Genomic DNA, 21,713 nt, shown 5'->3' with positions numbered 1-21,713 from the left:
TTAGCAAGGTCAGGTCTAGCGCGATTTTTTCCCGCTCTTAGCGCGGTTTTTCTTACGTCCGTAGCGGTCGCCGTCAACCTTCATATCCCAGACTTTCGCGGGAGGTTCTTCACCGGGTCGCAGACTCCGCAACAGTCCCGTCAGGTCTGCCATAATCCGCCGGGTCGCCTCAGTAACGGCCTCGTGCTCGTCATGTTTCCCGTAGAGGTCACTCAAGTCGACGGGAGGACCTGCCACCAGCGACACCCGACCACGAGGTGGCCAGTGCAGTTTTCCATAAGGCGCCAAGGTCTTATGCGAACCCCACTGGGCGACGGGCACGACCGGGACGCGAGTTTCCAACGCCAAACGAGCCGCGCCGGTATGACCTTTCATCGGCCACAAGTCGGGGTCACGAGTGAGGGTACCTTCCGGAAACATTCCCACGCACTCTCCCACTTTCAGGGCAGCTTTGGCGGCAATCAAGGAATCCGCCGCATGGGAAGTCTCCCGGAACACCGGAATCATCCGGGAGTGTCGGGCACAAAAACCCACTACCGGCCAGTGCATCATTTCTTCTTTCACCAACATGCGCGGGGAATAGTGATTAGCCACCAAGAATTGCGCGAACGTGACCGAGTCGATTTCCGTAACATGGTTGGACACAGCGATGAAACCACCGCTCTCAGGCAGGTGTTCCACCCCCGTATAGTGCCGCTTCATCAGCGCTATCAGCACCCCGCGCACCGGCAGCGAAGCCCAAAAATACACCCACCCCATCGCGGGACGACCCGCCCGGTTCAACCGAAAAGGACGGGAAAACTGCGCGACCAGCCTGGTGCGGTCAGAACCAGAATATTTCGTCATGAGTGCAGCTCCACCTGGGCGTCCAACGCCCTGAGCTTGTTCATAAAGTTTTCATAGCCACGATTGATGATGTCCACTCCGGAAACATTCGATACACCTTGCGCCGCCAAAGCTGCAATCAGGTGCGAGAAACCGCCACGCAAATCCGGAACCTCGATATCTGTGCCATGCAACGGGGTCGGTCCCGAGATGACCGCGGAATGGTAAAAGTTCCGCGCCCCGAAACGACACTGCAGTCCGCCCAAGCACTCGCGATAGACCTGAATATGCGCCCCCATCCGACGCAGCGCCTCGGTGAAACCGAAACGATTTTCATACACTGTCTCGTGCACAATCGACAAACCCTGAGCCTGCGTAAGCGCCACCACCAGAGGCTGCTGCCAGTCAGTCATGAAACCGGGATGGACATTAGTTTCCAGCACAATCGATTTCAAATCGCCCCGGGTACCGTGACGGAACCGAATCGAATCCTCTGTAATGTCGAAATCCCCGCCAACCTTGCGAAACGTGTTAAGGAACGTCATCATGTCAGCCTGGCGGGCACCCTTGACCGTGATATCTCCCCCAGTCACCAGCGCCGCGGAGGCCCAGGAAGCCGCCTCAATCCGATCCGGCAGGGCGGTATGGGTAAATCCGCGCAGCTCATCAACTCCCTCGATACGGATGACCCGGTCGGTGTCCACGGAAATAATTGCACCCATCTTTTGCAGGATGGCGACCAAATCCATGATTTCGGGCTCTACCGCTGCCCCGCGCAGCTCAGTGATGCCCCTTGCCCGTACCGCGGTCAGCAAGGTTTGTTCGGTAGCTCCCACGCTCGGGTAGGGCAACTCGACTTTCGTACCCTCCAACCCGTTGGGGGCGGAGAGGTGAATGCCATTAGGGAGTTTCTCTACTTCTGCCCCGAAAGCCCGCAACGTATTCAGATGAAAATCAATGGGCCGCCCGCCGATATTGCAGCCGCCCAGATTAGGAATAATCGCCTCGCCCAGCCGATGCAGCAGCGGTCCGCACAGCAAAATGGGGATACGCGACGAACCGGCGTGCCGATCAATGTCATGCACAGAAGCCGCGACGACTTGGGCGGGATTCATCGTCAGCACACCCTCGGTTTTGTCGAAATCGACCTCGACCCCGTGCAAGTTCAGCAGTTTCGTGACCACTTCGACGTCACGAATGTCCGGCACCGACGCCAGCTGGGATGTTTCCGGGGAAAGTAACGAGGCCACCATAGCTTTGGGGACCAGGTTCTTGGCTCCCCGCACGGTTATCTCGCCCTGCAGCGGTCGCCCGCCATTCACCTGCAAAACCGACATCGGCTTCCTTCCGTCAACTCAATAGGGTCCCCCTATTTTACCCCGTGACGCTCGCACCCCGTGTTAGGGGCGCCGCGTCCGGCGCCTAGTTCACGGGGCGAGCAGACTGAACCGGCTGTGGCGGCAGGTGTTTCGCCGGCAGGGTCTGAGGTTTAAATGACGGACGGCGCGCTTCATAGGCAGCGATGGTCTCCTCATCGCGCAGGGTTAGCGAAATATCGTCCAGACCTTCCATTAGACGCCAGCGCGTGTAATCATCTATGGCAAAACTGCAGGTGAAATCCCCGACGCTGGCGGTACGTGCCTCTAAATCTACGCAGACTTCCGCCCCCGGACGCGCTTGCAGAAGCTCCCAAAGCCGGTCGCAGTCATCTTGGCTGATGACCCCGGTCACCAAACCTTGTTTCCCGGCATTGCCGCGGAAAATATCAGCAAATTTCGGCGAGAGGATGACTTTGAAACCGTAATCGCGCAGCGCCCAGACCGCGTGCTCACGGCTGGATCCGGTGCCAAAGTCCTTGCCTGCCACGAGCACGGTTCCCGGTCGGTAAGCCTCTTGGTTCAGCACAAACTTCGGGTCAGTGCGCCAGGCGGCAAACAGCGCATCATCAAACCCGGTCTTTGTCACACGCTTCAAATAAACCGCCGGAATGATTTGGTCGGTGTCCACGTTCGTGACCTGCAGCGGAACTCCCACACCGGTATGCTTCGTAAACTTTTCCATTTGTTTCCCTCGTTTCCAGGCTGTTTCTATAGGTCGTTGGGGGCACTGAGCGTGCCACGAATCGCGGTAGCGGCAGCCACCAGCGGACTCACCAGGTGGGTGCGCCCGCCTTTGCCCTGCCGTCCCTCGAAGTTGCGGTTGGATGTCGAAGCTGAGCGCTCACCGGGTACGAGTTTGTCCGGGTTCATTGCCAAGCACATGGAACACCCCGCGTTGCGCCACTCGGCACCGAAATCGCGGAAAATTTGATCCAGACCTTCCCGTTCTGCCTGCAGCCGCACTCGCGCCGACCCCGGCACCACCAGCACCCGCACGTCCGGGCTCTTGTGACGACCCTTCACGACCTCGGCAGCGGCACGCAAATCCTCCAAACGCCCGTTCGTGCACGAGCCGATAAATACCGTGTCCACTTTCACGTCACGCATTTTTGTGCCCGGCCGCAAATCCATGTAAGCCAGGGCTTTCTCCGCAGTCAGGCGTGCGGTTTCATCGCTCAGAGTGGCAGGGTCGGGCACTTCCCCGCTCAACGCTACCCCCATTCCGGGGTTCGTCCCCCAAGTCACAAACGGCTCCAGGGCGTCGGCATCAATCTCGATTTCCGCATCGTAGACCGCGTCGGCGTCGCTCGGCAGAGTTCGCCAGTACGCTACTGCAGCATCCCAGTCAGCTCCCGCGGGGGCGTGCGGGCGACCCTTCAGGTAGGCAAAAGTCGTGCCGTCCGGCGCAATCATGCCGGCACGCGCCCCGGCTTCGATAGACATATTGCAAATCGTCATCCGCGCTTCCATCGATAAATCCTCGATGGCGGAACCGCGGTATTCCAGGACGTAACCTTGCCCACCGTTAGTGCCAATCTTCGCAATAATCGCCAGAATCAGGTCTTTCGAGGTCACACCCGGTTTCAAATGCCCGGAAACATTGATTGCCATGGTCTTAAAAGGCGCTAGGGGCAAGGTTTGGGTCGCTAACACATGCTCGACTTCCGAGGTGCCAATCCCGAAGGCGAGCGCCCCAAAAGCCCCGTGGGTAGACGTGTGCGAGTCGCCGCAGACGATGGTCATTCCCGGCTGAGTCAGCCCCAGCTGTGGACCAACCACGTGGACGATGCCCTGGTCAGCGTCTCCCAGAGAGTGCAGACGGACTCCGAACTCCGTGGCATTTTTCCGCAAGGTTTCAAGTTGCAGCGCGGAAGTGGGGTCGGCGATGGGACGGTCGATATCTTGTGTTGGAGTGTTGTGATCCTCGGTCGCGAGCGTCAGTTCGGGGCGGCGCACCTTACGTCCGGCTTGACGCAGCCCGTCAAATGCTTGTGGACTGGTCACTTCATGGCACAACTGCAGGTCAATATAGAGCAAGTCCGGTGCTCCATTTTCACCTTTTTTCACCACGTGGTCGCGCCATACTTTTTGCGCAAGCGTCTCACCCATTTTGCCTCTTTTCGTCGCGCAGCTCGAACCGTTCGCCCGTTGGGGACGGCGCGGAGGTCCCGCTGGTTTTCCTCTTGTTACCAATATGTACCCGGCATTACCAGCCAACTTGCATTTCACAATGTGAGATGGCAATATCAAGGTATGGACAAGTCTAGCGCAAATTCCGGTGTAGGGGTACTCGACAAAGCTGTACTGATTCTTTCAACGTTAGAGGCCGGTCCCGCGACCCTAGCGCAACTGGTAGACACTACACATCTGGCGAGACCCACGATTTATCGACTGGCGGTCGCTTTGGAGCATCATCGCTTCTTGACCCGCGATATCCAAGGTCGCTTTACCCTGGGTCCCCGTCTAGCGGAACTGGCAGGAGCAGCCGGGGACGACAGACTTTTGAGCGTCGCCGCACCGGTGCTGGCTGCCCTGCGGGACCACACTCACGAGTCCTGCCAACTGTATCGACGCCAAGGCGACCAACGGATTTGTGTGGCTGCCGCCGAACGACCCATCGGTTTGCGCGACTCGATTCCGGTGGGAGCCACCCTGACTATGCAGGCTGGATCAGCTGCCCAGATTTTGCTCGCGTGGGAGGAGCCGGAACGCCTGCACCGCGGGCTGCGGGGAGCGGCGTTCAACGCCACTATGCTTTCAGAAGTGCGTCGGCGCGGCTGGGCACAATCGGTGGGAGAACGCGAGCCCGGCGTCGCCTCCGTGTCTGCCCCGGTACGCGGTGCGACCGGTCGCGTGGTTGCTGCCGTGTCTGTCTCGGGACCTATCGAGCGCTTGGGACGCCAGCCCGGTCGTGCCCACGGCACCGCCGTTGTCGCCGCCGCCAACCGCTTGAGCGAATTCCTGCGCCGCGACGAGGAATAACCCGGTTAATCCACCCAAAATACATGTAGACGTCTTTGCAACACTGAATTATCTTCTGTCTATTCAAAGACGATACGCCTGCGCAGGTTTAATAGTTTCAATCGGTTTCCACGTTACAGCGGCGGGATTGGACGGAGGAGTATAACCAAAAACTGCGCGGAAACCGCGCAGTTTGGAAACACATATTCAGTTTGCAGACCTTTTTCAAGGCTGTACCCCCAACCGGATTTGAACCGGTGTTACCGCCGTGAGAGGGCGATGTCCTAGGCCGCTAGACGATGGGGGCGCTGGGGTACCAGGATTCGAACCTAGACTGAGTGAACCAGAATCACTAGTGCTGCCGTTACACCATACCCCATAACACTCGATACAAAAAACTCTGACGAGCTTTCCGCACCGAGTGTCAAGGTTACCCTAATAGCTAGGCATTTGGCAAGTCGTCAGATTTGCCTTTCTTTTCATAGACCAACGACGAGATGCTGTCATACATTCCTTGCGAGGCTTCCACCAGTTCGTCCGAAGCGTGCTGGAGGGTTTCCACACCCTTGCCGGCTTCCTGGGCAATCTGCTGGTACTGAGAAATGGTTTCCGCAATAGAAGCCGAACCGGTCGCCGCTTCCGCTACAGAACGGCTCATTTCGTTGGTCGTGGCAGTCTGTTCTTCCACGGCTGCTGCGATAGTGGTCTGGTAATTGTTGATCTGATTGATGATGTCAGAAATCTTTTCGATTGCTGCCACCGCTCCATCCGTATCCGCCTGAATAGCCGTAATCTTGGCGGTGATGTCATCGGTGGCTTTACCAGTTTCCTGAGCCAAATCCTTAACCTCACCCGCTACCACTGCAAAGCCTTTGCCGGCATCACCGGCACGTGCCGCCTCAATAGTGGCGTTCAAAGCCAGCAAGTTGGTCTGCTCAGCGATGGCAGTAATGGTGTTTACCACGTCCCCAATCTCACGTGAGGAGACCCCCAGCTTAGAAACTGTTTCACTGGTCCGCTGCGCCACTTCGGTAGCCTCTCCAGCCACCCTGGCAGCTTCGTTAGCGTTGGAAGAAATTTCTCGAATCGAGGCACCCATTTCTTCCGCACCGGCAGCCACAGTCTGAATGGACTGGGTCACATCCCCGGCAGCGCCAGCCACCACCTGAGTCTGGGCGATGACTTCCTCAGTTTCCTTGTGCCCCTCGTCGATACCGTCTCCGACTGCTTTCGCCACCGAATTGACCTTTTGAGCCGTCGCGGCGGCAGAACCGACAATCTGACGCAGATTTGCCAAACTCTCATTGAGCTTCATCGCTATGTCGCCGAGTTCATCATTCATCAGAATCTCGGCTTCATCCGTCATGTCGCCCTTAGACAGAGACTCGATAGAATCGCCGGTATTAGCCACGGTCTTACGCAAGATACGGCGCACAAATACCCCAATCAGCAGCGCAATAGTCAGCACCACCAGGTAAACGACTGCCATAATAATCAAAACAGCAGTCGCCATCGTCTCGGACTGTTCGTTAGCGTCATCCATCTTGGATTTCAAAGCGTTGACAATCTGCGGGACCAGGTCGTTGAGTTGATTAACCAAGTCCCGCGCATCAATAGCCGCGGCTTCTTCGCCCTTGCCCTGGTTGACCAGTTCGTTCATCTGGTTGGCCTTAGCTGTAAACTTCTTCGTCACATCTGTGGCCTGAGCCACCAGCGGCGCGATAGTCTGATCGTCAATCTTTGACATTTCCTCCATTCTCTGATTCGTCAGCTCCGTGAAGTGCTTAATGTCCTCGGTAGTCGCCTTCATCAAGCCCTCGCGCGCTTCGGGACTGATGGTCTGGGACGCGCCGATCTGTTTGAGCTCGCGTCCCGAGGCAATCAAACGCGTAATGTCATAGTGCAACGCTTGAGCTGACTCGACTTGAGCCTGTTCAGCTACAAAGGCTTGCGTGGAGTTGCCATAGAAGCGCACCCCCACCACGAAAATCAGCAGCATCACCAACAGACCAGCGACACCGGATGCACCGATGGCACCAATTTGGACTGCCAGAGGCAGTCGCGGCATTTTCTTTCCTTTGGCGTTAACCCGCGCTTTATCTGCTTTCTTAACCGCCGCATCACTCATTTTCTTTTCTCCAGTATTCGCGCTCACTGTACTTTCTAAATCCGTAGTCACAGTCGTCCTCCCTAGTACTTGAACTCATTGAGTCGGGTCACCAGGTCGTGTGACTCTGTAGCCAGTACGCCCATCTTTTGATCCACATCAGCGAACCGTTCCGCCAAATTGTTGGTGTTGCGTGCGATATCCGCAACATTTTCCGCGATGGTGGTGGAACCGTCAGCAGCCTCCGAAACCGACCGGCTCATTTCGTTGGTCGTAGCGGTCTGTTCCTCAACCGCCGCCGCAATAGTGGTCTGGTAATCATTGATGGAGGCGATGATGTTAGAGATTTCTTCGATGGCGGCTACCGCGGCCTGAGTATCTGTCTGAATCTGCTCGACCTTCACGGCGACTTCCTCAGTGGCTCGCCCCGTTTCTGCCGCCAAGTCCTTGACCTCGCTAGCGACCACGGCAAAGCCTCGTCCGGCGTCTCCCGCTCGTGCGGCCTCAATAGTGGCGTTCAGAGCCAGCAGGTTCGTCTGTTCCGCTACCGCCGTAATCGTCTCGATAACCTCACCAACCTCGCGGGAGGACTCCCCCAGCTTAGCCACGGTTTCATTCGTTTGCTGGGCGACTTCCGAGGCTTCCTTGGCGACTCCGGCAGCCGCGTTGGCGTTAGAAGAAATCTCTTTGATAGAGACGCTCATTTCCTCCGCACCGGCGGCTACGGTTTGAATGGAGCGAGAAACCTGCTCTGCCGCTGCCGCTCCGCTGTTGATGTAGTCAGTAGCCTTCTGAGTCGCAGCCACCGCGCCGCGCGAGCCTTCCCCAATGCCTTCGGTAATCTTGCCAACATTCTCAGCCGTCCCTATGGTTACGGTGAGGCTTTGACGCAAACCGCTCATAGCATCGTTGAAGTGGTCGCCCATATCGCCGACCTCATCGCTGCTGTAACGCTGCACCTCGGCTGTAAAGTCGCCTTGCGTCAGTTTTTCCATCCCCGCAGAAAGAGCGTGAACAGACTTAATCATAGGAGCTACCAGCATACGAACCAGCATGAATACTAACGCGGCCCCAATGGCGAGAATAATGATGGAAACAACGACGGTGGTGCTTTCGGTAGTCGCCTGCGCCCGCGCGGAAGCCTCACTTTCGGCTTCGTAAGTGTCCAACAGAGCGCGGGACTTGTCCGCAAAAGTGAAACCGTTTTCTTCCTGGAACTGCGCAAAGACGTGCGCAGCCTGCAGAGCTTTAGCTTTATTCCCGGATGCGTTTCCAGTGAATTCACCCCAAGCAGCGGTATAGTTTTCCACTGCGCCATGCATATCCGCAAGCAGGGCTTTTTGCTCACTGCTAAAAGAGGCTTTTTCCATTTCGCTGAGACGATCATTAACTTTCCCCAGCAGTTCATTGACCTCGTTGATAGCATCGCCAGAACCGCTCAAGTTATCAATCTTTCCAGACTGCAGCTGAGTGAGCAGCATAATGTCTTGGGAACGGAGGTTAGACCAGTTAATCCTGGCGTCTTCCACCATTTCTACTTCATCGAAACTAGCAACTTCAGTTTGGAATATCCCCCGGTATGCCTGCAGCGATATGATCATATAGATGAGCATCAGACCCAACAGCACCGCTGCGAGCAGTGCTATGATATGGGTCTTCATCGAGACAGAAAGCTTCTTTGTTTTCACTTGTAACTCCTGATTATTCACATTTGTGCCAATCGGATAGTGCCAGACTATCGGAGTTAAGTATATTAAAATATTAGTGAAAATTAGGGCTTTTAGAGATTTACCAAGAAAAAAACTCCGCCTGTAAGGAAAGTTAACTTAAGAAATCGGTAAATTTTTTGATCCTTCGCAGGGTTTCTTCATTCCCCAAAATACACATGGAATCAAAAACTGGAATAGATACGTTAGTCCCGGTTATTGCCACGAACAGCGGTGCGAAAGCCACGCGCGGCTTGACACCCAAGCCGTCAATGAGAGCCGTGTTCAAGACCTCGTGAATCGTCTCCGCATCAGCAAAGGCAGGTGCGCCGGCAGTTTCCAATGCCTGCGCGGCTGCCTGCAGAATCGCAACAGGCTCACCTTTCAGTTTAGCGACAGCCCTTTCGTCGTATTCCACATCATCCCGGAACAGGAATCCAATCAGTGCGGGAAGTTGGTCTAGCTGCTGGACACGGGTTTGCGCCAGGGGGGCTGCCTGATCCAGCACAGCACGCTGCTCCGGGGTCAGGGAATCATATTCCGTAGCCTCGACCACACCCGCTTCCGCCAAGAAAGGCACCGTCCGACGGGTGAAATCGGCAGCATCCAGCAGGCGAATGTGCTCGGCATTAATCGCGTTGCATTTCTTAATGTCAAAGCGCGCCGGATTCGGGTTGACCGCGCGGATGTCAAAAGCCTGAGCCATTTGTTCACGGCTGAAAATATCGTTGTCCGCAGCGTAAGACCAGCCCAGTAGCGCCAGATAGTTGACCAAGCCCTCGGGAATGATGCCGTGCTGTTTGTGCAGCAGCAGGTTCGATTCCGGGTCTCGCTTGGAAAGCTTCTTGTTTCCCTCTCCCATGACGTACGGCAAGTGCCCAAAATAAGGCATGAATTTCGCCACTCCGAGTGCATAAAGCGCTCGATAAAGCACAATTTGACGTGGCGTGGAAGACAGCAAATCCTCACCACGCAGGACGTGAGTAATCTCCATCAGCGCATCGTCGATAGGGTTCACCAGGGTGTAAAGTGGCTCTCCATTGGCGCGTACGATGACGTAGTCGGGTACTGAACCAGCCTTAAAGGTAATGTCGCCACGCACCAGGTCAGTGAAGGTAATATCCTCGTCCGGCATCCGCAGTCGCAGCACAGGTTTACGACCTTCCTTGAGATAAGCCTCGCGCTGGGCAGCGGTAAGGTCGCGGTCGAAGCCGTCGTAGCCAAGCTTCGGGTCCTCACCGCGTTCCCGGTGGCGTGCCTCCACTTCTTCGGGCGTCGAGAAAGATTCGTAAGCAAAGCCAGCCTCTAGCAGTTGACCAGCCACTTCGCGATATATATCCATACGCTCTGATTGACGGTAGGGACCATGCGGACCGCCCACATTGATGCCTTCGTCCCAATCCAATCCCAGCCAGTCCAAGGATTCCAGAATCTGATTGAAGGATTCTTCGGAGTCCCGCGCCGAGTCGGTGTCCTCAATGCGGAACACGAAGGTCCCCCCTTGAGAACGCGCATAAGCCCAGTTGAACAGGCAGGTGCGCACCATGCCGACATGGGGGGTGCCGGTCGGAGAAGGACAGAACCGCACGCGGGTCTTCGGTCCGTCCGCAGGCGGCACAGGGATTGCAGAGACTTCAGGCAAATCAGTATTCATCACAGAATCAATCATATATCCCTGTGTCAATGCTTGTTTCAGAGCAACACCAAATCTCGGTTCCGAGTATTTTGACGGTTACTGTTTGGTGACTTTCGAGGCATGTGTGGATTATAGGGTGGGATTTGGGCAGTAGCTGCCATTATTGGCAGCTACTGCCCAAATCCCACTGTTTATTTACGCTCAAGGCAAGTATCAGCCGCGTTCCGCGATTGATAAACTACCCTCATGCGAGTTATACGTTTTGATAAAGGCGACGATACCTACGGTTTTGGTGTGATGGAGGACGACTCCGATCGGATTACGGTTCTGGCGGAAAATCCCCTGTACAGTCCCGACAAAATCACTCCAACCGGTCAGATTCTGCAGTTAGAGGACGTGCGCCTGGTCGCCCCGGTCATTCCCGCCTCGAAAGTCGTGTGCGTGGGGAAAAACTACCTGGAACATATCCGCGAATTCGGTTCGGTCGTGCCTGATGCCCCGATCCTGTTCATCAAACCCAACACCTCGGTGATTGGTCCCGGCGCGCCTATCGTCCTGCCGAAGTGGTCCAACCATGTCGATCATGAAGTCGAGCTCGGTGTGGTCATCAAGCACGTCGCGAAAGACATTGACCCCAAGCACTGGAAAGACTATGTGTTTGGCTACACCATCGGTAATGACGTCTCCGCTCGCGACGCCCAGAAAGCCGACAAACAGTGGACCCGCGCCAAAGGCTTTGACACCGCTTGTCCGCTGGGACCCTGGATTACCGTGAACCCTGACCTCGACGTACAAAATCTGCGCATCCGCAGCGAAGTCGACGGCGAGGTCCGCCAAGACGACACGACTGCCAATATGATGCACCCGGTGGGCGAACTGGTGACGTACATTTCCCAAGCCATGACCCTGCTGCCCGGCGACGTTATCCTCACCGGCACCCCTGCCGGGGTCGGTCCGCTCACTGCGGGCTGCACTGTGACCTGCGAAATCGAGGGCTTGGGACAGCTGAGCAACCCGGTGCGCCGCTGATGGAGGCCCTCAATCAACTGCTGGACGATCTGGAGGATCGCGGCGCGCTCACGGACCCTGTGGAGGTCTTGCTCGCGTTTCAGGAATGGGCAGAGTCCACTGGTCGTCCCCTGTATCCTCACCAGCAGGAGGCTGCCGAGCGCCTGATTTTGGAGGATAAGCACCTCATCGCTCCCACACCCACCGGCTCAGGAAAGTCCCTGATTGGGGTGGCTGCGATTTTGTGGTCACTAGCCAGAGGCGGTGTTTCCTATTACACCGCACCTTTAAAAGCACTGGTCAGCGAGAAGTTTTTTGACCTGGTGGACCTGTTTGGTGCCGCTAACGTGGGTATGGTCACGGGCGATGGCTCAGTCAACGCCGATGCGCCAATTATTTGCGCCACAGCGGAAATCCTCGCGAATCAGGCGCTGCGCTGGGGAGACGACCTCAACGTCGATACCGTGGTGATGGACGAGTTTCACTACTATGCTGACCCGGAGCGGGGCTGGGCGTGGCAGGCTCCCCTGCTGACTCTGACGAAAACTCGGTTTGTGCTGATGAGCGCCACTTTGGGAGATACCACGTGGTTTGCAAAGAATCTGCGGGAAGTCACCGGGCGCGAGGTCGCGGTTCTCGATTCTGCCAAACGCCCCGTGCCACTGGAGATGTCTTACGCGGCTGAGCCACTGGAAAAAATCCTGCAGGGGCTAGCTAATCAGGACCGGCTACCGGCTTACGTGGTGCACCCCAGTCAACGCGCCGCAGTGGAAGAAGCCGAGCGAATCGCCAGCCTAGATTTGCGCCTGGGACTGGATTCCGACACCGCCACCCGGCTCAAAGACCAGGTGAACACCGTGCGGTTTCATTCCTCGTTTGGAAAGACATTAAAACCACTGCTGTTAAAAGGTATCGGAATCCACCACGCGGGAATGCTGCCCCGCTACCGCCGGCTCGTCGAAAAACTCGCTCAGGCCGGGCTCTTGCGCGTCATCTCGGGGACCGACACCCTCGGGGTCGGTATCAACGTCCCCATCCGCACTGTCGTCATGACCTCCCTGGTGAAGTTTGACGGAAACAAGGAGCGTCACCTGAATTCTCGTGAGTTCCACCAGATTGCCGGGCGGGCAGGTCGCGCCGGGTTTGACACCGTGGGATACGTGGTGGCACAAGCCCCGGAGTGGGAAATCGACAACGCTATCGCGCTCGCTCGAGCGGATGGGAATGCGAAACAACTTGAGAAAATCAAGAAAAAGAAAGCCCCGGAAGGGCGTACTTCCTGGACGGAAGGAACGTTCCACCGTCTGGCACAAAGCTCCCCGGAAGCGATGGTGCCACGGTGGAAAATCACGCACGCAATGGTGCTGAATACCCTGCAAAGACCCGGCGACCAGGCGGAAAACCTCAACGCTTTGGCGTACCGCAACCACAACGTGCTTCGCGCCACCGGACCCGCAAAGGACCGCAATCGTTTTGCAGACACGCTGCAGCACGTCCTGGAATCCCTAGAGGATTCCGGGGTCATTTCTGAGAGACAGCCTGTGCACGGAGACAGCAGCGAATCAGGTTCTGGCTCCGCTGGCGGTGAGGGGCATCCGCAGCACGGAAACTGGACTTTAACCGCGGATTTACCCGAGACTTTCGCCCTGAATCAAGACTTGGCGCCGTTTGCTCTGGATTATTTGCAGGCGTTTACATGCCGCACAGGCTCCTCCAGCGCGGATACGCCCGCTGTCGAGAGTGCTTTCGGAGACACCCTCGATGTTATTTCCGTGGTGGAGTCCGTTTTGGACAACCCCAACGCTATCTTGCGCGCCCAGGAACGCGCCGCCAAAGACCGGGTATTTTCGGAACTGAAAGCAAGCGGGGCGGACTATGACGAACGGCAAGCTGCCTTGGAAAAGACGACTTACCCAAAGCCCTTATGCCAGGAACTTGAAGCCGCGTTTGCAACCTACGTGAAAGCGAACCCGTGGGCGCGCGGATATTTCATCTCCCCGAAATCCGTCATCCGCGAGATGGTAGAAACGGGCCAAACATTCCAAGCTTTTGAAACCAGCTTAAAGATTGAGTTTTCCGAAGGCGTACTGCTGCGCTACCTGTCAGACGCGTGGCGCGCGCTGACCCAAATCGTGCCCGAACCGTTGAAAACCGAACGGTTCATCGAAGTTCTCGATTGGCTCAACGATACTATCGACAGAGTCGACTCATCCCTGCTGGATGAATGGAAATTCTTGGAAAACCCGGAACTGCGCAAAACGGCAAATCTGGACGGGACCACCTCCGCCAGCGGGCAGGACGAAACCGAACGGGCTTTTGGCGAACGTCCCGACGGAACTTTTGACTACCGCCTCAACCCCGCCAAACTCGGCACAGAGCTGCACCGAGAACTGTTTCCCTGGCTGGATATGCTCGGTGGGGATGAGTTCGAGCGGCTCAGTGCAATGGAGACGAAACTGCGCTCAACTCAGGGTGGCGTGTCTCGACCACTGGCAGAAATTCCTCCGATTACCGAAGCTGGCTGGGATCGACAGTTGGGAGCCTATTGGGATGCCCACGACTTCATGGAAACCGTCGGGGAAGCACGTCACCAGAGCAACTTCCGTATCATCACCCATCCCACCGAGGCTGACCTGCCCGCGGAGGCGAGCATTTCACCCAATGGTATCCCGGAAAATCTCTGGCTGGCAGAGTTAACCATCGTCGATGGAGAGGGCGACCGAGACTTTGGCTTTTACGCACTGGTAGATCCGGAGGCCTCCAACGAGGCATTTCATCCCATCTGGCTGCCGCTGGGACTGTGGGAACGACTCTGAACGACTACCGAACCCGGAACTAGCGCCGTGGTAATACCGAACTAGCGCTGGTTATCGTAATCGCTGAGCTGACCGATGCGCCGAGAGTGGCGTTCTTCATCGGAAAAGTCCGTAGTCAGGAACACTTCCACGAAACGTTCGCAGTCCTCAACCGAATGTTGGCGGGCACCCAAGGAAATCACGTTGGCATTGTTATGCTGGCGGGCAAGACTCGCGATTTCTTCGTTCCACACCAGCGCCGCGCGGATACCTTTTACCTTGTTAGCAGCGATTTGTTCACCGTTGCCCGAGCCGCCCAACACGATACCCAAAGAGCCTTCGTCAGCTATCACGCCTTGGGCACAAGCAATGCAGAAGCCTGGGTAGTCGTCATCAGGGTCGTAGGCGGCAGGTCCGTGGTCAACAACTTCATAGCCGCGTTCCCGCAGCCAAGTAACCAGATGCTGCTTCAACTCGAATCCGGCGTGGTCGGTACCAATGTGTACGCGCATAGCTTTTCCTTTCGTGTCGAATCTGGCCCGCCTGGGCACAGCCAAGAACATTTATATCCTAGCGAGAATCTTTGGAGGCCACCTAAAACAGCTCAAATCACTGCCAAACCCCCTAATCGCCAAAGATTTCCCGCAATTCCGGGTAAAATCGTCCCTTGAAGTGTGTATGCGCAAAATCCGGCTCTGTTTGGAAAGCAGCCGGCTACGCTGCTGACAGTGAAGAATGGAAAGGACCGGCACATGAGCGAGGCTGCCCCGCAATTGCTGACCAGTGAAGATATTTTTTCTGCCCAGTTCCCTGCAACAAAATTTCGTGATGGGTACGACCAGAATCAAATCGACGACTACCTTGATGAAGTAGTGCGTGTCCTTTCGTACTATGAAGCGTTAAATGCTTCTCCAGAAGCCGAGGTGGATTTGGCTTATATCACGGTCCGCGGTCGAGACGTCCGCGAGGTCGATTTCGACTACACCCGGATGCGCGTGGGATACGACCAAGATGCCGTGGACGACTACCTGGACCAGGTCGCAGCTACTTTGGAGGCTTACGAAAAACTCTACGGCATCCCCCCTTCAGACCAGCGTTACCAGGTGCTACAGGTGGATGGAGCAGCATTAGAAGCGGAAGCCGCCGAACAAGCCGCTGCCTCTGGCGAACTACCCAGCAGCAGTGCGCCTAACGAAGATGCAGCTGTGACTCCTATTGAGATTGCGGCTGAAACTCCCCCGAGCCAACCCGCGGAGCAAACCGTTGCTAGCGCAGCCCCGCTCCCCGTGACCCCCGCTGCAACTCCGAGTGAGGACTTGGGGGTAAGTTCCTCTATCCTGGGTACTCCCACCGGGTCGATTCCGGTGACGCAGCCGGTTCCTTTCGAGCAGGCAGTGCTAACTAATCACGAGGACGGGTCGCCGGCTGGTCATGAATTTGACGCCACCAGCACGGCGAGTTCTCCCCTGTTTCCTCCCCTCAACGCGGCGATGTCACCCCAGTCGCAAATGCCAGAGACGGGTACAAATGCGTCCCCGGTCGAAAGCATCCCCGAACAGAATTTCGCCAGTGCCGCCCTGCCCGAAACGGAGACTCCGATAGCACCATCTGTCGCAGCCAGCGGAGAAACCGCTCCGGCAGTTCCCCTCCCTGAGCCTGACGATGAATGGGGTGAAGTTCCGCAGTATCCTGTAGACGCGCCGGAGCCACAGACCCCGGACGCAACCGCTGCGCAAACCTATTCTGAGCCCGGATACGACCCTTACCAGCCCTACGAATATGACGCTTACGACCAACCGATGAGCACGGCTCCCGCTGAATATCAGGGCAGTTCCGAGCCATATCCGGAGGCTCCCACCGAAGCTGGATACCCCTCGCCCTATGGCGCGGCAACACCGGAGGGCTACGACTACCCGCCACAGGCGGAGGGAGAAAACCAGGCGTTCATTCCCGAAGACACCACGATGGTGATACCGGTCACTCCCGCTGCACCGGTTGATACTGCACCCCCTACCGAGGTCCCGTCTGAGTATGCGCAAGACTATGAACCGGGAGAATACCCGGAAGGAGACGAATCATCCTCGGAGGAGACCCCTGATTACGACTCGACCTTTGCTGTGGATCAAGAAGAACCCTACGACCTAGAAGAATCTCTGGACGATGATTATCCCGAGGAGATCACGCTGGACGATGCCCCGGATTTACCGGTAGAAACGACCGACGTTCAGGCTGATTCCACCGCTTTGCAAGAGGATTTTTATGCTCCTGCTACCCCGGAAGAAACGCCGGTCGCCCCCGTCGCGGCGGAACCTGCCGAATATTATGCCCCAGAATCTGTACCCGAGTCGATATCTCAACCCTATGTTGAACAGCCGCAACCCCCTTATGCGACCCCGGAGTCACCCACGATTGACCCGTTAACTTATGCGACCCCGGAACAGCCTGCCGCCACGGACTCGTGGCAGACACCAAATCCCTACCAGGCAGAGGGCTTAACCCCGAGTGAGTGGGATGGGACCCCACAGCCGCCGAATTACGAGCAGTTCGATGAGCAGCCCAGCGTGCAACCCGACTTGCAGCCTACCGACCAGTACAGCGTCCCGGACTTTTCGGCAAATGAACCAGCCTATGCCACTGCCGCTCCGGAAATGCCGGAGGAACTCGCGGTGGAACAGCCTGAGCCGACGAGTGAAACTCTCGATGCCCCGACAGAACTGTCTGAGCCTGTTGAAGCTGCCGAACCCGCCGAGCCTAGCTTTTCGACTTTCCAAATGCCCCAGCTCGAAGCCGTGGAACTGGGCAAGGACGAAGTCGCACCCGTGGAAGTTAACGATGCAGAGTTCGCCCCTGCTGATTACAGCACTCCAACAGAAACTCCGAAAGCCCCACTGACCGACGTGGTGGCTCCTCCGCTGCCGACCCCCGGAGTGGGGCTGGATTTGGGTCAGATTCGCGAAAAACTTGCCCCTGAACAGGCAGATTCTTCGGCGGAATCGGAACAAAAGCTGGCTGATGTGCCGGGTGTGTTGATGACTCCCACCCGCAGCGCTACGGACTTTCCGCCTACCGAGTCACCTACCGAGTCACCCGCCGCGGGAGCACTGACCGAACCGGAACCGACCGGGACTGTCACGGAACATCTTTCGGCGACGCGGCTAGAGGAACTGGCAGTGCAGAATGCTGCGTCGGTCCCTGAAACCGCAGCGGACATCCCCATGATTGATACCCAATCTGAGAATAATGAATCTACAAAGGGTCAACCGACACCGATTTTCCCTGATGATTCCAACCCGCGCCCCATGCTACAAGGCGAGGAGCCTCTGGCGGAAGTCGATCCGGACGGACGTTTCATCCCGCACTTCTTGGCTGGGTACCGCTCGAATTTGGACACATTCACTTCTGTGTATGGCTCCCTCGACGAGAGCGGTTCGCGGGTAAAACCGGCTTCTATTGCGAAACTCGAAGCCCAACAGCACCGTAAATCGATTACCACGGGATACCTGGTAACAGTAGCCACGTCGCGACCCCTAGGCGCGGATGATCAGGTCTTTGTGCGTCTCCCGGATGGACGCGAAGTCCCTGTAACCTCGGCGTCTTCGGACTTTGACGGTGTGCATTTGACCATTCCAAAAATTTGAGAGTTTGCCTATCTGATGTCTTACACCCCGAAACATTACAATCCCTATTACGATGCCGCCAGCGAGCAGCGGCGCCGAGTCCGGCGCGGCTTAGTGGCACTAGGGATAACCCTGCTGACCGGGGGTCTGGTAACGGGCGCGGTAGCCGTGACCGTTACTCAGCTGGCTCGTCAGCCTCAGGTGAGCGCCTCGCCCAGCCCTTCCCTCACCTCGCAACGCCCGGGGGATTCTGCGGGTTCAGACACTAATTCAGCGGCAACTAATCAACGCAGTTCCGATTCGAGCTCCGCCCCAGGTGCAAGCCCGAGCGATTCTCCCGCACCCCAGACTCCTGGTGGCGCCCAAGTCCAGGGCTGTGATGGCACGGTGCTGACGTCTCCCGCCGCCGGGCGACTCAGCAGCCAAGATTTGCGCGCGACATTCGAAAAAGTCGGTCGAGACACGGGCGCGACCATTTCTGTGGCTTGGTTTGACCCGACCAGCTCCAAGATTGAAACTGCCGGATCTGCACAAGCGTGGGTGGCATGGTCGACCTCGAAAGTTCCAGTTTCCGTGGCAGTCTCTCAGGCGGGGAAGGCGGGGGCTATGGCTGGTTCCATGTCAGCAGCTTTGCGTCACTCGGATAATGGTGCCGCCGAGGCACTGTGGAAATCTTTGGGCACAAACGATGCCGCTCGGGCTCAGGCCACCACGCAAGTTTTACGTCAAACCGGGGATAACTCGACCACGGTTCCTTCCACACGACTGCGTTCCGGGTTCACAGTTTTTGGGCAAACTCCCTGGACCACCGCATCCCAAGTAGGTTTCATGATGAAACTGCCCTGTTTAGCAGGTTCAGGTCCGGTTGTGTCCAATATGGGGCAAGTCAGTGGCGACCAGCGCTGGGGAATGGGTCGGCTACCCGGCGCGACCTTCAAAGGCGGTTGGGGACCGGGCGTCAGCGGAGGCTACCTGGTTCGCCAAATGGGATGGTACCAAAAAAGTGAAGGCAAGCGGGTACCCCTGGCTATCGCCGCCCAAGCCGGCTCTTTTGAGGGCGGTATCGGCGTGTTGAACAAGCTCGTCGCCGCCGTAGGCTGAGCTACTGTTGGATATAAACCACCGCGTTCTTGCCGCCGGTGCAAACCACCACGCTGGCCCGGGAAAGCTGGCAGTTCATTTTGTATTCTACGTTGGTGACTGGGCTGTACGCATAGACGGCTCCCGTACCACTTGACCGGTATGCGTCCGCCACATTTTGCGCGAAATCGCAACTGGTCACGTTGTTTACCGCGACAGTCGAGCCACACGTGGCGGTAGCGCCGCTGGGCGGCCAAGGAATCTGCCCCCCGCTCACATATTGGGTTTGGGTGGGTTGCTGCTGCACGGTTACGGTCGGCGCCGGGCTAACGGTAACAGTAGACGTTGGTTGGCTCTGTGGCTGTGCCGCATTAGTTTCAGCTCCAGACTTGTTGTGTCCTCCCAGAATTAGCACGACGAGGAATACTGCCAACGCCACGATGATAATTCCCAAACCGGCGGCAATACCGATTAAGACGGGGTTCGTTGAGGATTTTTGTGGCGTCGGGTACGCCATCGGCTGTTGAACGGGATATTGAGGAGGATTAGGGTACGTCATTGCTTTTCTCCTTCGGTATATCTCAGGAAAAATCGTACCACCTGAGTCCTCGCGAAATTGCCCTTTTACATACCGAGCCGAGCCAGCAGTCCTTTCACGTCACGAGCTGCGCCTTTATCGGCAGAGAGGGCGGTGGCTCCATAGAGCTTGAGAGCATCGGAGACTTTCCGATCCCGGTGAGGTTGCCACGGGTGCGGGCTTGCTTCCATCGCTGCGCGACGGCACGCGATTTCATCGTCCGGCACGTCCAGGGTCAGTTCCTCTCGGTTCACGTCAATAATGATCTTGTCGCCGTCCTCTATCAGACCAATTAGCCCGCCCGCGGCCGCTTCGGGGGAAATGTGACCAATGGAAATCCCGGAAGTGCCGCCAGAGAATCGACCGTCGGTAATGAGCGCGCAGGTTTTGCCCAGCCCCCGACCTTTCAAAAAGGACGTAGGATAGAGCATTTCTTGCATTCCGGGACCACCCGCGGGACCTTCGTATCGAATCACGACCACGTCTCCGGGCTGCACGGTCTTGTCGAGGATTTTTTCTACCGCTTCTTCCTGGGATTCCATCACGATGGCGCGACCTTCGAAGTGGAACAGCTCCGGGTCGATACCTGCGGCTTTCACGATAGCACCGTCCGGAGCGAGGTTCCCGCGCAGCACCGTCAGCCCGCCTTTCGCTACGTAGGCGTGCGCCACGTCGCGGATACAGCCCGTAGCCGCATCCGTGTCCAACGTGTCAAAGCGCGCGGTGGCAGAAAACGCGTGGATAGTGCGCTGGTTACCAGGCGCGGCGTGGAACAATTCGAGGGCTTCCGCGCTGGGGGTGCCGCCGCGCACGTCCCAGTCTGCCAACCAGGTGGCAAGGTCTGGATAGCACACGGAGTGAACATTGTGTTGCAAGAGACCGGCGCGGTCGAGTTCGCCCAGTAGCGCCGGTACTCCGCCGGCCCGGTGGACGTCCTCCATGTGATAGTCGTTGTGATTAGGGGCAATCTTTGCCAAGGTCGGTACCGTGCGTCCAATCTGGGCAATGTCCGCCAACGTGAAATCTAGTTCGGCTGCCTGGGCAGCTGCCAGCAGGTGCAGCACCGTGTTGGAGGAGCCGCCCATCGCCATATCCAGGCTCATCGCGTTGGCGAACGCCTCCTTAGTGGCAATGGACCGGGGCAGCACGGAGTCGTCCTCGTCTTCGTAATAGCGCTTCGCGAGTTGCACCACGAGCTGCCCAGCGCGGGCAAAGAGTCCCCGGCGCGCCACGTGAGTCGCGAGGGTGGAGCCGTTGCCCGGCTGCGCTAAGCCCAGCGCCTCGGTCAGGCAGTTCATCGAGTTTGCGGTAAACATTCCTGAGCAAGATCCGCAGGTCGGACACGAGATTTCTTCCACCCGGTGCAGTTCCGCATCGTCGATGTCGTCATTCGCGGTAGCGTTCATCACGGTAATCAGGCTCCCCCGACCTTCTCGTGACGGTCCGACGATGTCTTCCGCCGGGACGCCCTTGCCGGCTTCCATCGGACCACCTGAGACGAAGACGGTGGGAATATTGAGTTTTAGCGCCGCATTGAGCATTCCGGGGGTGATTTTATCGCAGTTAGAGATGCACACCAGGGCATCCGCGGTGTGCGCACGCACCATGTATTCCACTGAGTCAGTGATGATTTCGCGACTGGGCAAGGAATAAAGCATCCCCCCGTGACCCATCGCAATCCCGTCATCTATGGCGATGGTGTTGAATTCGCGCGGCACGCCACCAGCTTGGCGCACCGCTTCAGCTACGACCTTCGCAACCTCGCGCAGGTGAATATGACCGGGCACAAACTCAGTAAAGGAGTTCGCAATCGCGACAATCGGCTTGCCAAAATCGTCATCTTTCATGCCGGTAGCGCGCCACAGGGAGCGAGCGCCTGCCATGTTCCGCCCGGTAGTAGACGTTGCGCTGTTGAGTTTGCGAGTCATGGTGTCTCCTTAACGAGTTGCTTTAATACTCGGAGTTATTTTAATTATCCGGCGCGTATTCGGCGAAACCAGAGGGGTCTTTGCCCACATAATG

General features: G+C 57.2%; 15 protein-coding genes and 2 tRNA genes. 5 read left to right on the top strand and 12 right to left on the bottom strand.

The annotated features are described in order from the left end of the window. Positions 1-15 precede the first annotated feature (15 nt). From HMPREF0573_RS05860 to leuC, 4 genes are all read right to left on the bottom strand, one after another. The gene (locus HMPREF0573_RS05860; protein WP_013189199.1) at positions 16-846 is read right to left on the bottom strand and encodes a lysophospholipid acyltransferase family protein; all 831 of its coding nucleotides are present in this window, start codon (positions 844-846) and stop codon (positions 16-18) included. Further along, the gene (murA, locus tag HMPREF0573_RS05855) at positions 843-2,162 is read right to left on the bottom strand and encodes a UDP-N-acetylglucosamine 1-carboxyvinyltransferase (protein WP_013189198.1); all 1,320 of its coding nucleotides are present in this window, start codon (positions 2,160-2,162) and stop codon (positions 843-845) included. The genes HMPREF0573_RS05860 and murA overlap by 4 nt, the downstream gene beginning before the upstream one ends. Positions 2,163-2,247: 85 nt before the next feature. Further along, positions 2,248-2,886 carry a 3-isopropylmalate dehydratase small subunit gene (leuD, locus tag HMPREF0573_RS05850; RefSeq protein ID WP_004009136.1) on the bottom strand — a complete coding sequence of 213 codons (639 nt, stop codon included), beginning with the start codon at positions 2,884-2,886 and terminating at the stop codon, positions 2,248-2,250. A gap of 26 nt (positions 2,887-2,912) precedes the next feature. Next, positions 2,913-4,313 (bottom strand): 3-isopropylmalate dehydratase large subunit, encoded by a 1,401-nt coding sequence (gene leuC, locus HMPREF0573_RS05845; RefSeq protein WP_013189197.1) that lies wholly within the window; start codon positions 4,311-4,313, stop codon positions 2,913-2,915. Between the two features lie 144 nt (positions 4,314-4,457). On the opposite strand from leuC, the gene HMPREF0573_RS05840 reads away from it, so the two are divergent. Then, complete coding sequence (locus HMPREF0573_RS05840; RefSeq protein WP_013189196.1) at positions 4,458-5,186, top strand: IclR family transcriptional regulator; 729 nt, start codon at positions 4,458-4,460, stop codon at positions 5,184-5,186. 213 nt (positions 5,187-5,399) lie between these two features. Here HMPREF0573_RS05840 and HMPREF0573_RS05835 read toward each other — a convergent pair. From HMPREF0573_RS05835 to gltX, 5 genes are all read right to left on the bottom strand, one after another. Then, a tRNA-Glu gene (locus tag HMPREF0573_RS05835) sits at positions 5,400-5,472 on the bottom strand. A gap of 1 nt (position 5,473) precedes the next feature. Next, a tRNA-Gln gene (locus HMPREF0573_RS05830) sits at positions 5,474-5,544 on the bottom strand. Between the two features lie 63 nt (positions 5,545-5,607). Then, positions 5,608-7,293: a methyl-accepting chemotaxis protein gene (locus HMPREF0573_RS05825; protein ID WP_004007250.1), complete on the bottom strand. Its 1,686-nt coding sequence runs from the start codon at positions 7,291-7,293 to the stop codon at positions 5,608-5,610. Between the two features lie 62 nt (positions 7,294-7,355). Next, positions 7,356-8,981: a methyl-accepting chemotaxis protein gene (locus HMPREF0573_RS05820; protein WP_013189195.1), complete on the bottom strand. Its 1,626-nt coding sequence runs from the start codon at positions 8,979-8,981 to the stop codon at positions 7,356-7,358. A gap of 112 nt (positions 8,982-9,093) precedes the next feature. Then, positions 9,094-10,647: a glutamate--tRNA ligase gene (gene gltX / locus HMPREF0573_RS05815; RefSeq protein ID WP_041797990.1), complete on the bottom strand. Its 1,554-nt coding sequence runs from the start codon at positions 10,645-10,647 to the stop codon at positions 9,094-9,096. 213 nt (positions 10,648-10,860) lie between these two features. Between gltX and HMPREF0573_RS05810 the strand changes: the two genes are divergently transcribed. Next, on the top strand, positions 10,861-11,643 hold the full coding sequence (locus HMPREF0573_RS05810) for a fumarylacetoacetate hydrolase family protein (RefSeq protein WP_013189193.1): 783 nt from the start codon (positions 10,861-10,863) through the stop codon (positions 11,641-11,643). Beyond that, positions 11,643-14,438: a DEAD/DEAH box helicase gene (locus tag HMPREF0573_RS05805; RefSeq protein ID WP_013189192.1), complete on the top strand. Its 2,796-nt coding sequence runs from the start codon at positions 11,643-11,645 to the stop codon at positions 14,436-14,438. Before HMPREF0573_RS05810 ends, HMPREF0573_RS05805 begins: the two co-directional genes overlap by 1 nt. Positions 14,439-14,479: 41 nt before the next feature. Here the strand turns inward: HMPREF0573_RS05805 and HMPREF0573_RS05800 are convergent, their stop codons facing one another. Then, the gene (locus HMPREF0573_RS05800) at positions 14,480-14,980 is read right to left on the bottom strand and encodes a ribose-5-phosphate isomerase (RefSeq protein WP_004007255.1); all 501 of its coding nucleotides are present in this window, start codon (positions 14,978-14,980) and stop codon (positions 14,480-14,482) included. A 111-nt stretch (positions 14,981-15,091) separates the two neighbouring features. On the opposite strand from HMPREF0573_RS05800, the gene HMPREF0573_RS05795 reads away from it, so the two are divergent. Then, a complete protein-coding gene (locus tag HMPREF0573_RS05795) occupies positions 15,092-18,055 on the top strand; it encodes a DivIVA domain-containing protein (protein WP_013189191.1) in 2,964 nt (987 codons plus the stop codon). Between the two features lie 15 nt (positions 18,056-18,070). Next, the gene (locus HMPREF0573_RS05790; RefSeq protein ID WP_013189190.1) at positions 18,071-19,135 is read left to right on the top strand and encodes a hypothetical protein; all 1,065 of its coding nucleotides are present in this window, start codon (positions 18,071-18,073) and stop codon (positions 19,133-19,135) included. A 1-nt stretch (position 19,136) separates the two neighbouring features. Here HMPREF0573_RS05790 and HMPREF0573_RS05785 read toward each other — a convergent pair whose 3' ends face one another. After that, a complete protein-coding gene (locus HMPREF0573_RS05785) occupies positions 19,137-19,673 on the bottom strand; it encodes a hypothetical protein (protein WP_236589666.1) in 537 nt (178 codons plus the stop codon). Between the two features lie 65 nt (positions 19,674-19,738). Next, positions 19,739-21,619: a dihydroxy-acid dehydratase gene (ilvD, locus tag HMPREF0573_RS05780; protein WP_013189188.1), complete on the bottom strand. Its 1,881-nt coding sequence runs from the start codon at positions 21,617-21,619 to the stop codon at positions 19,739-19,741. Positions 21,620-21,713 lie beyond the last annotated feature (94 nt).

Origin of the sequence: Mobiluncus curtisii ATCC 43063, assembly GCF_000196535.1 — a bacterium.
GTDB classification, from domain to species: domain Bacteria; phylum Actinomycetota; class Actinomycetes; order Actinomycetales; family Actinomycetaceae; genus Mobiluncus; species Mobiluncus curtisii.
Note: the sequence above shows the minus strand (reverse complement) of the source record. Positions and strands in the feature narration are given on the sequence as shown.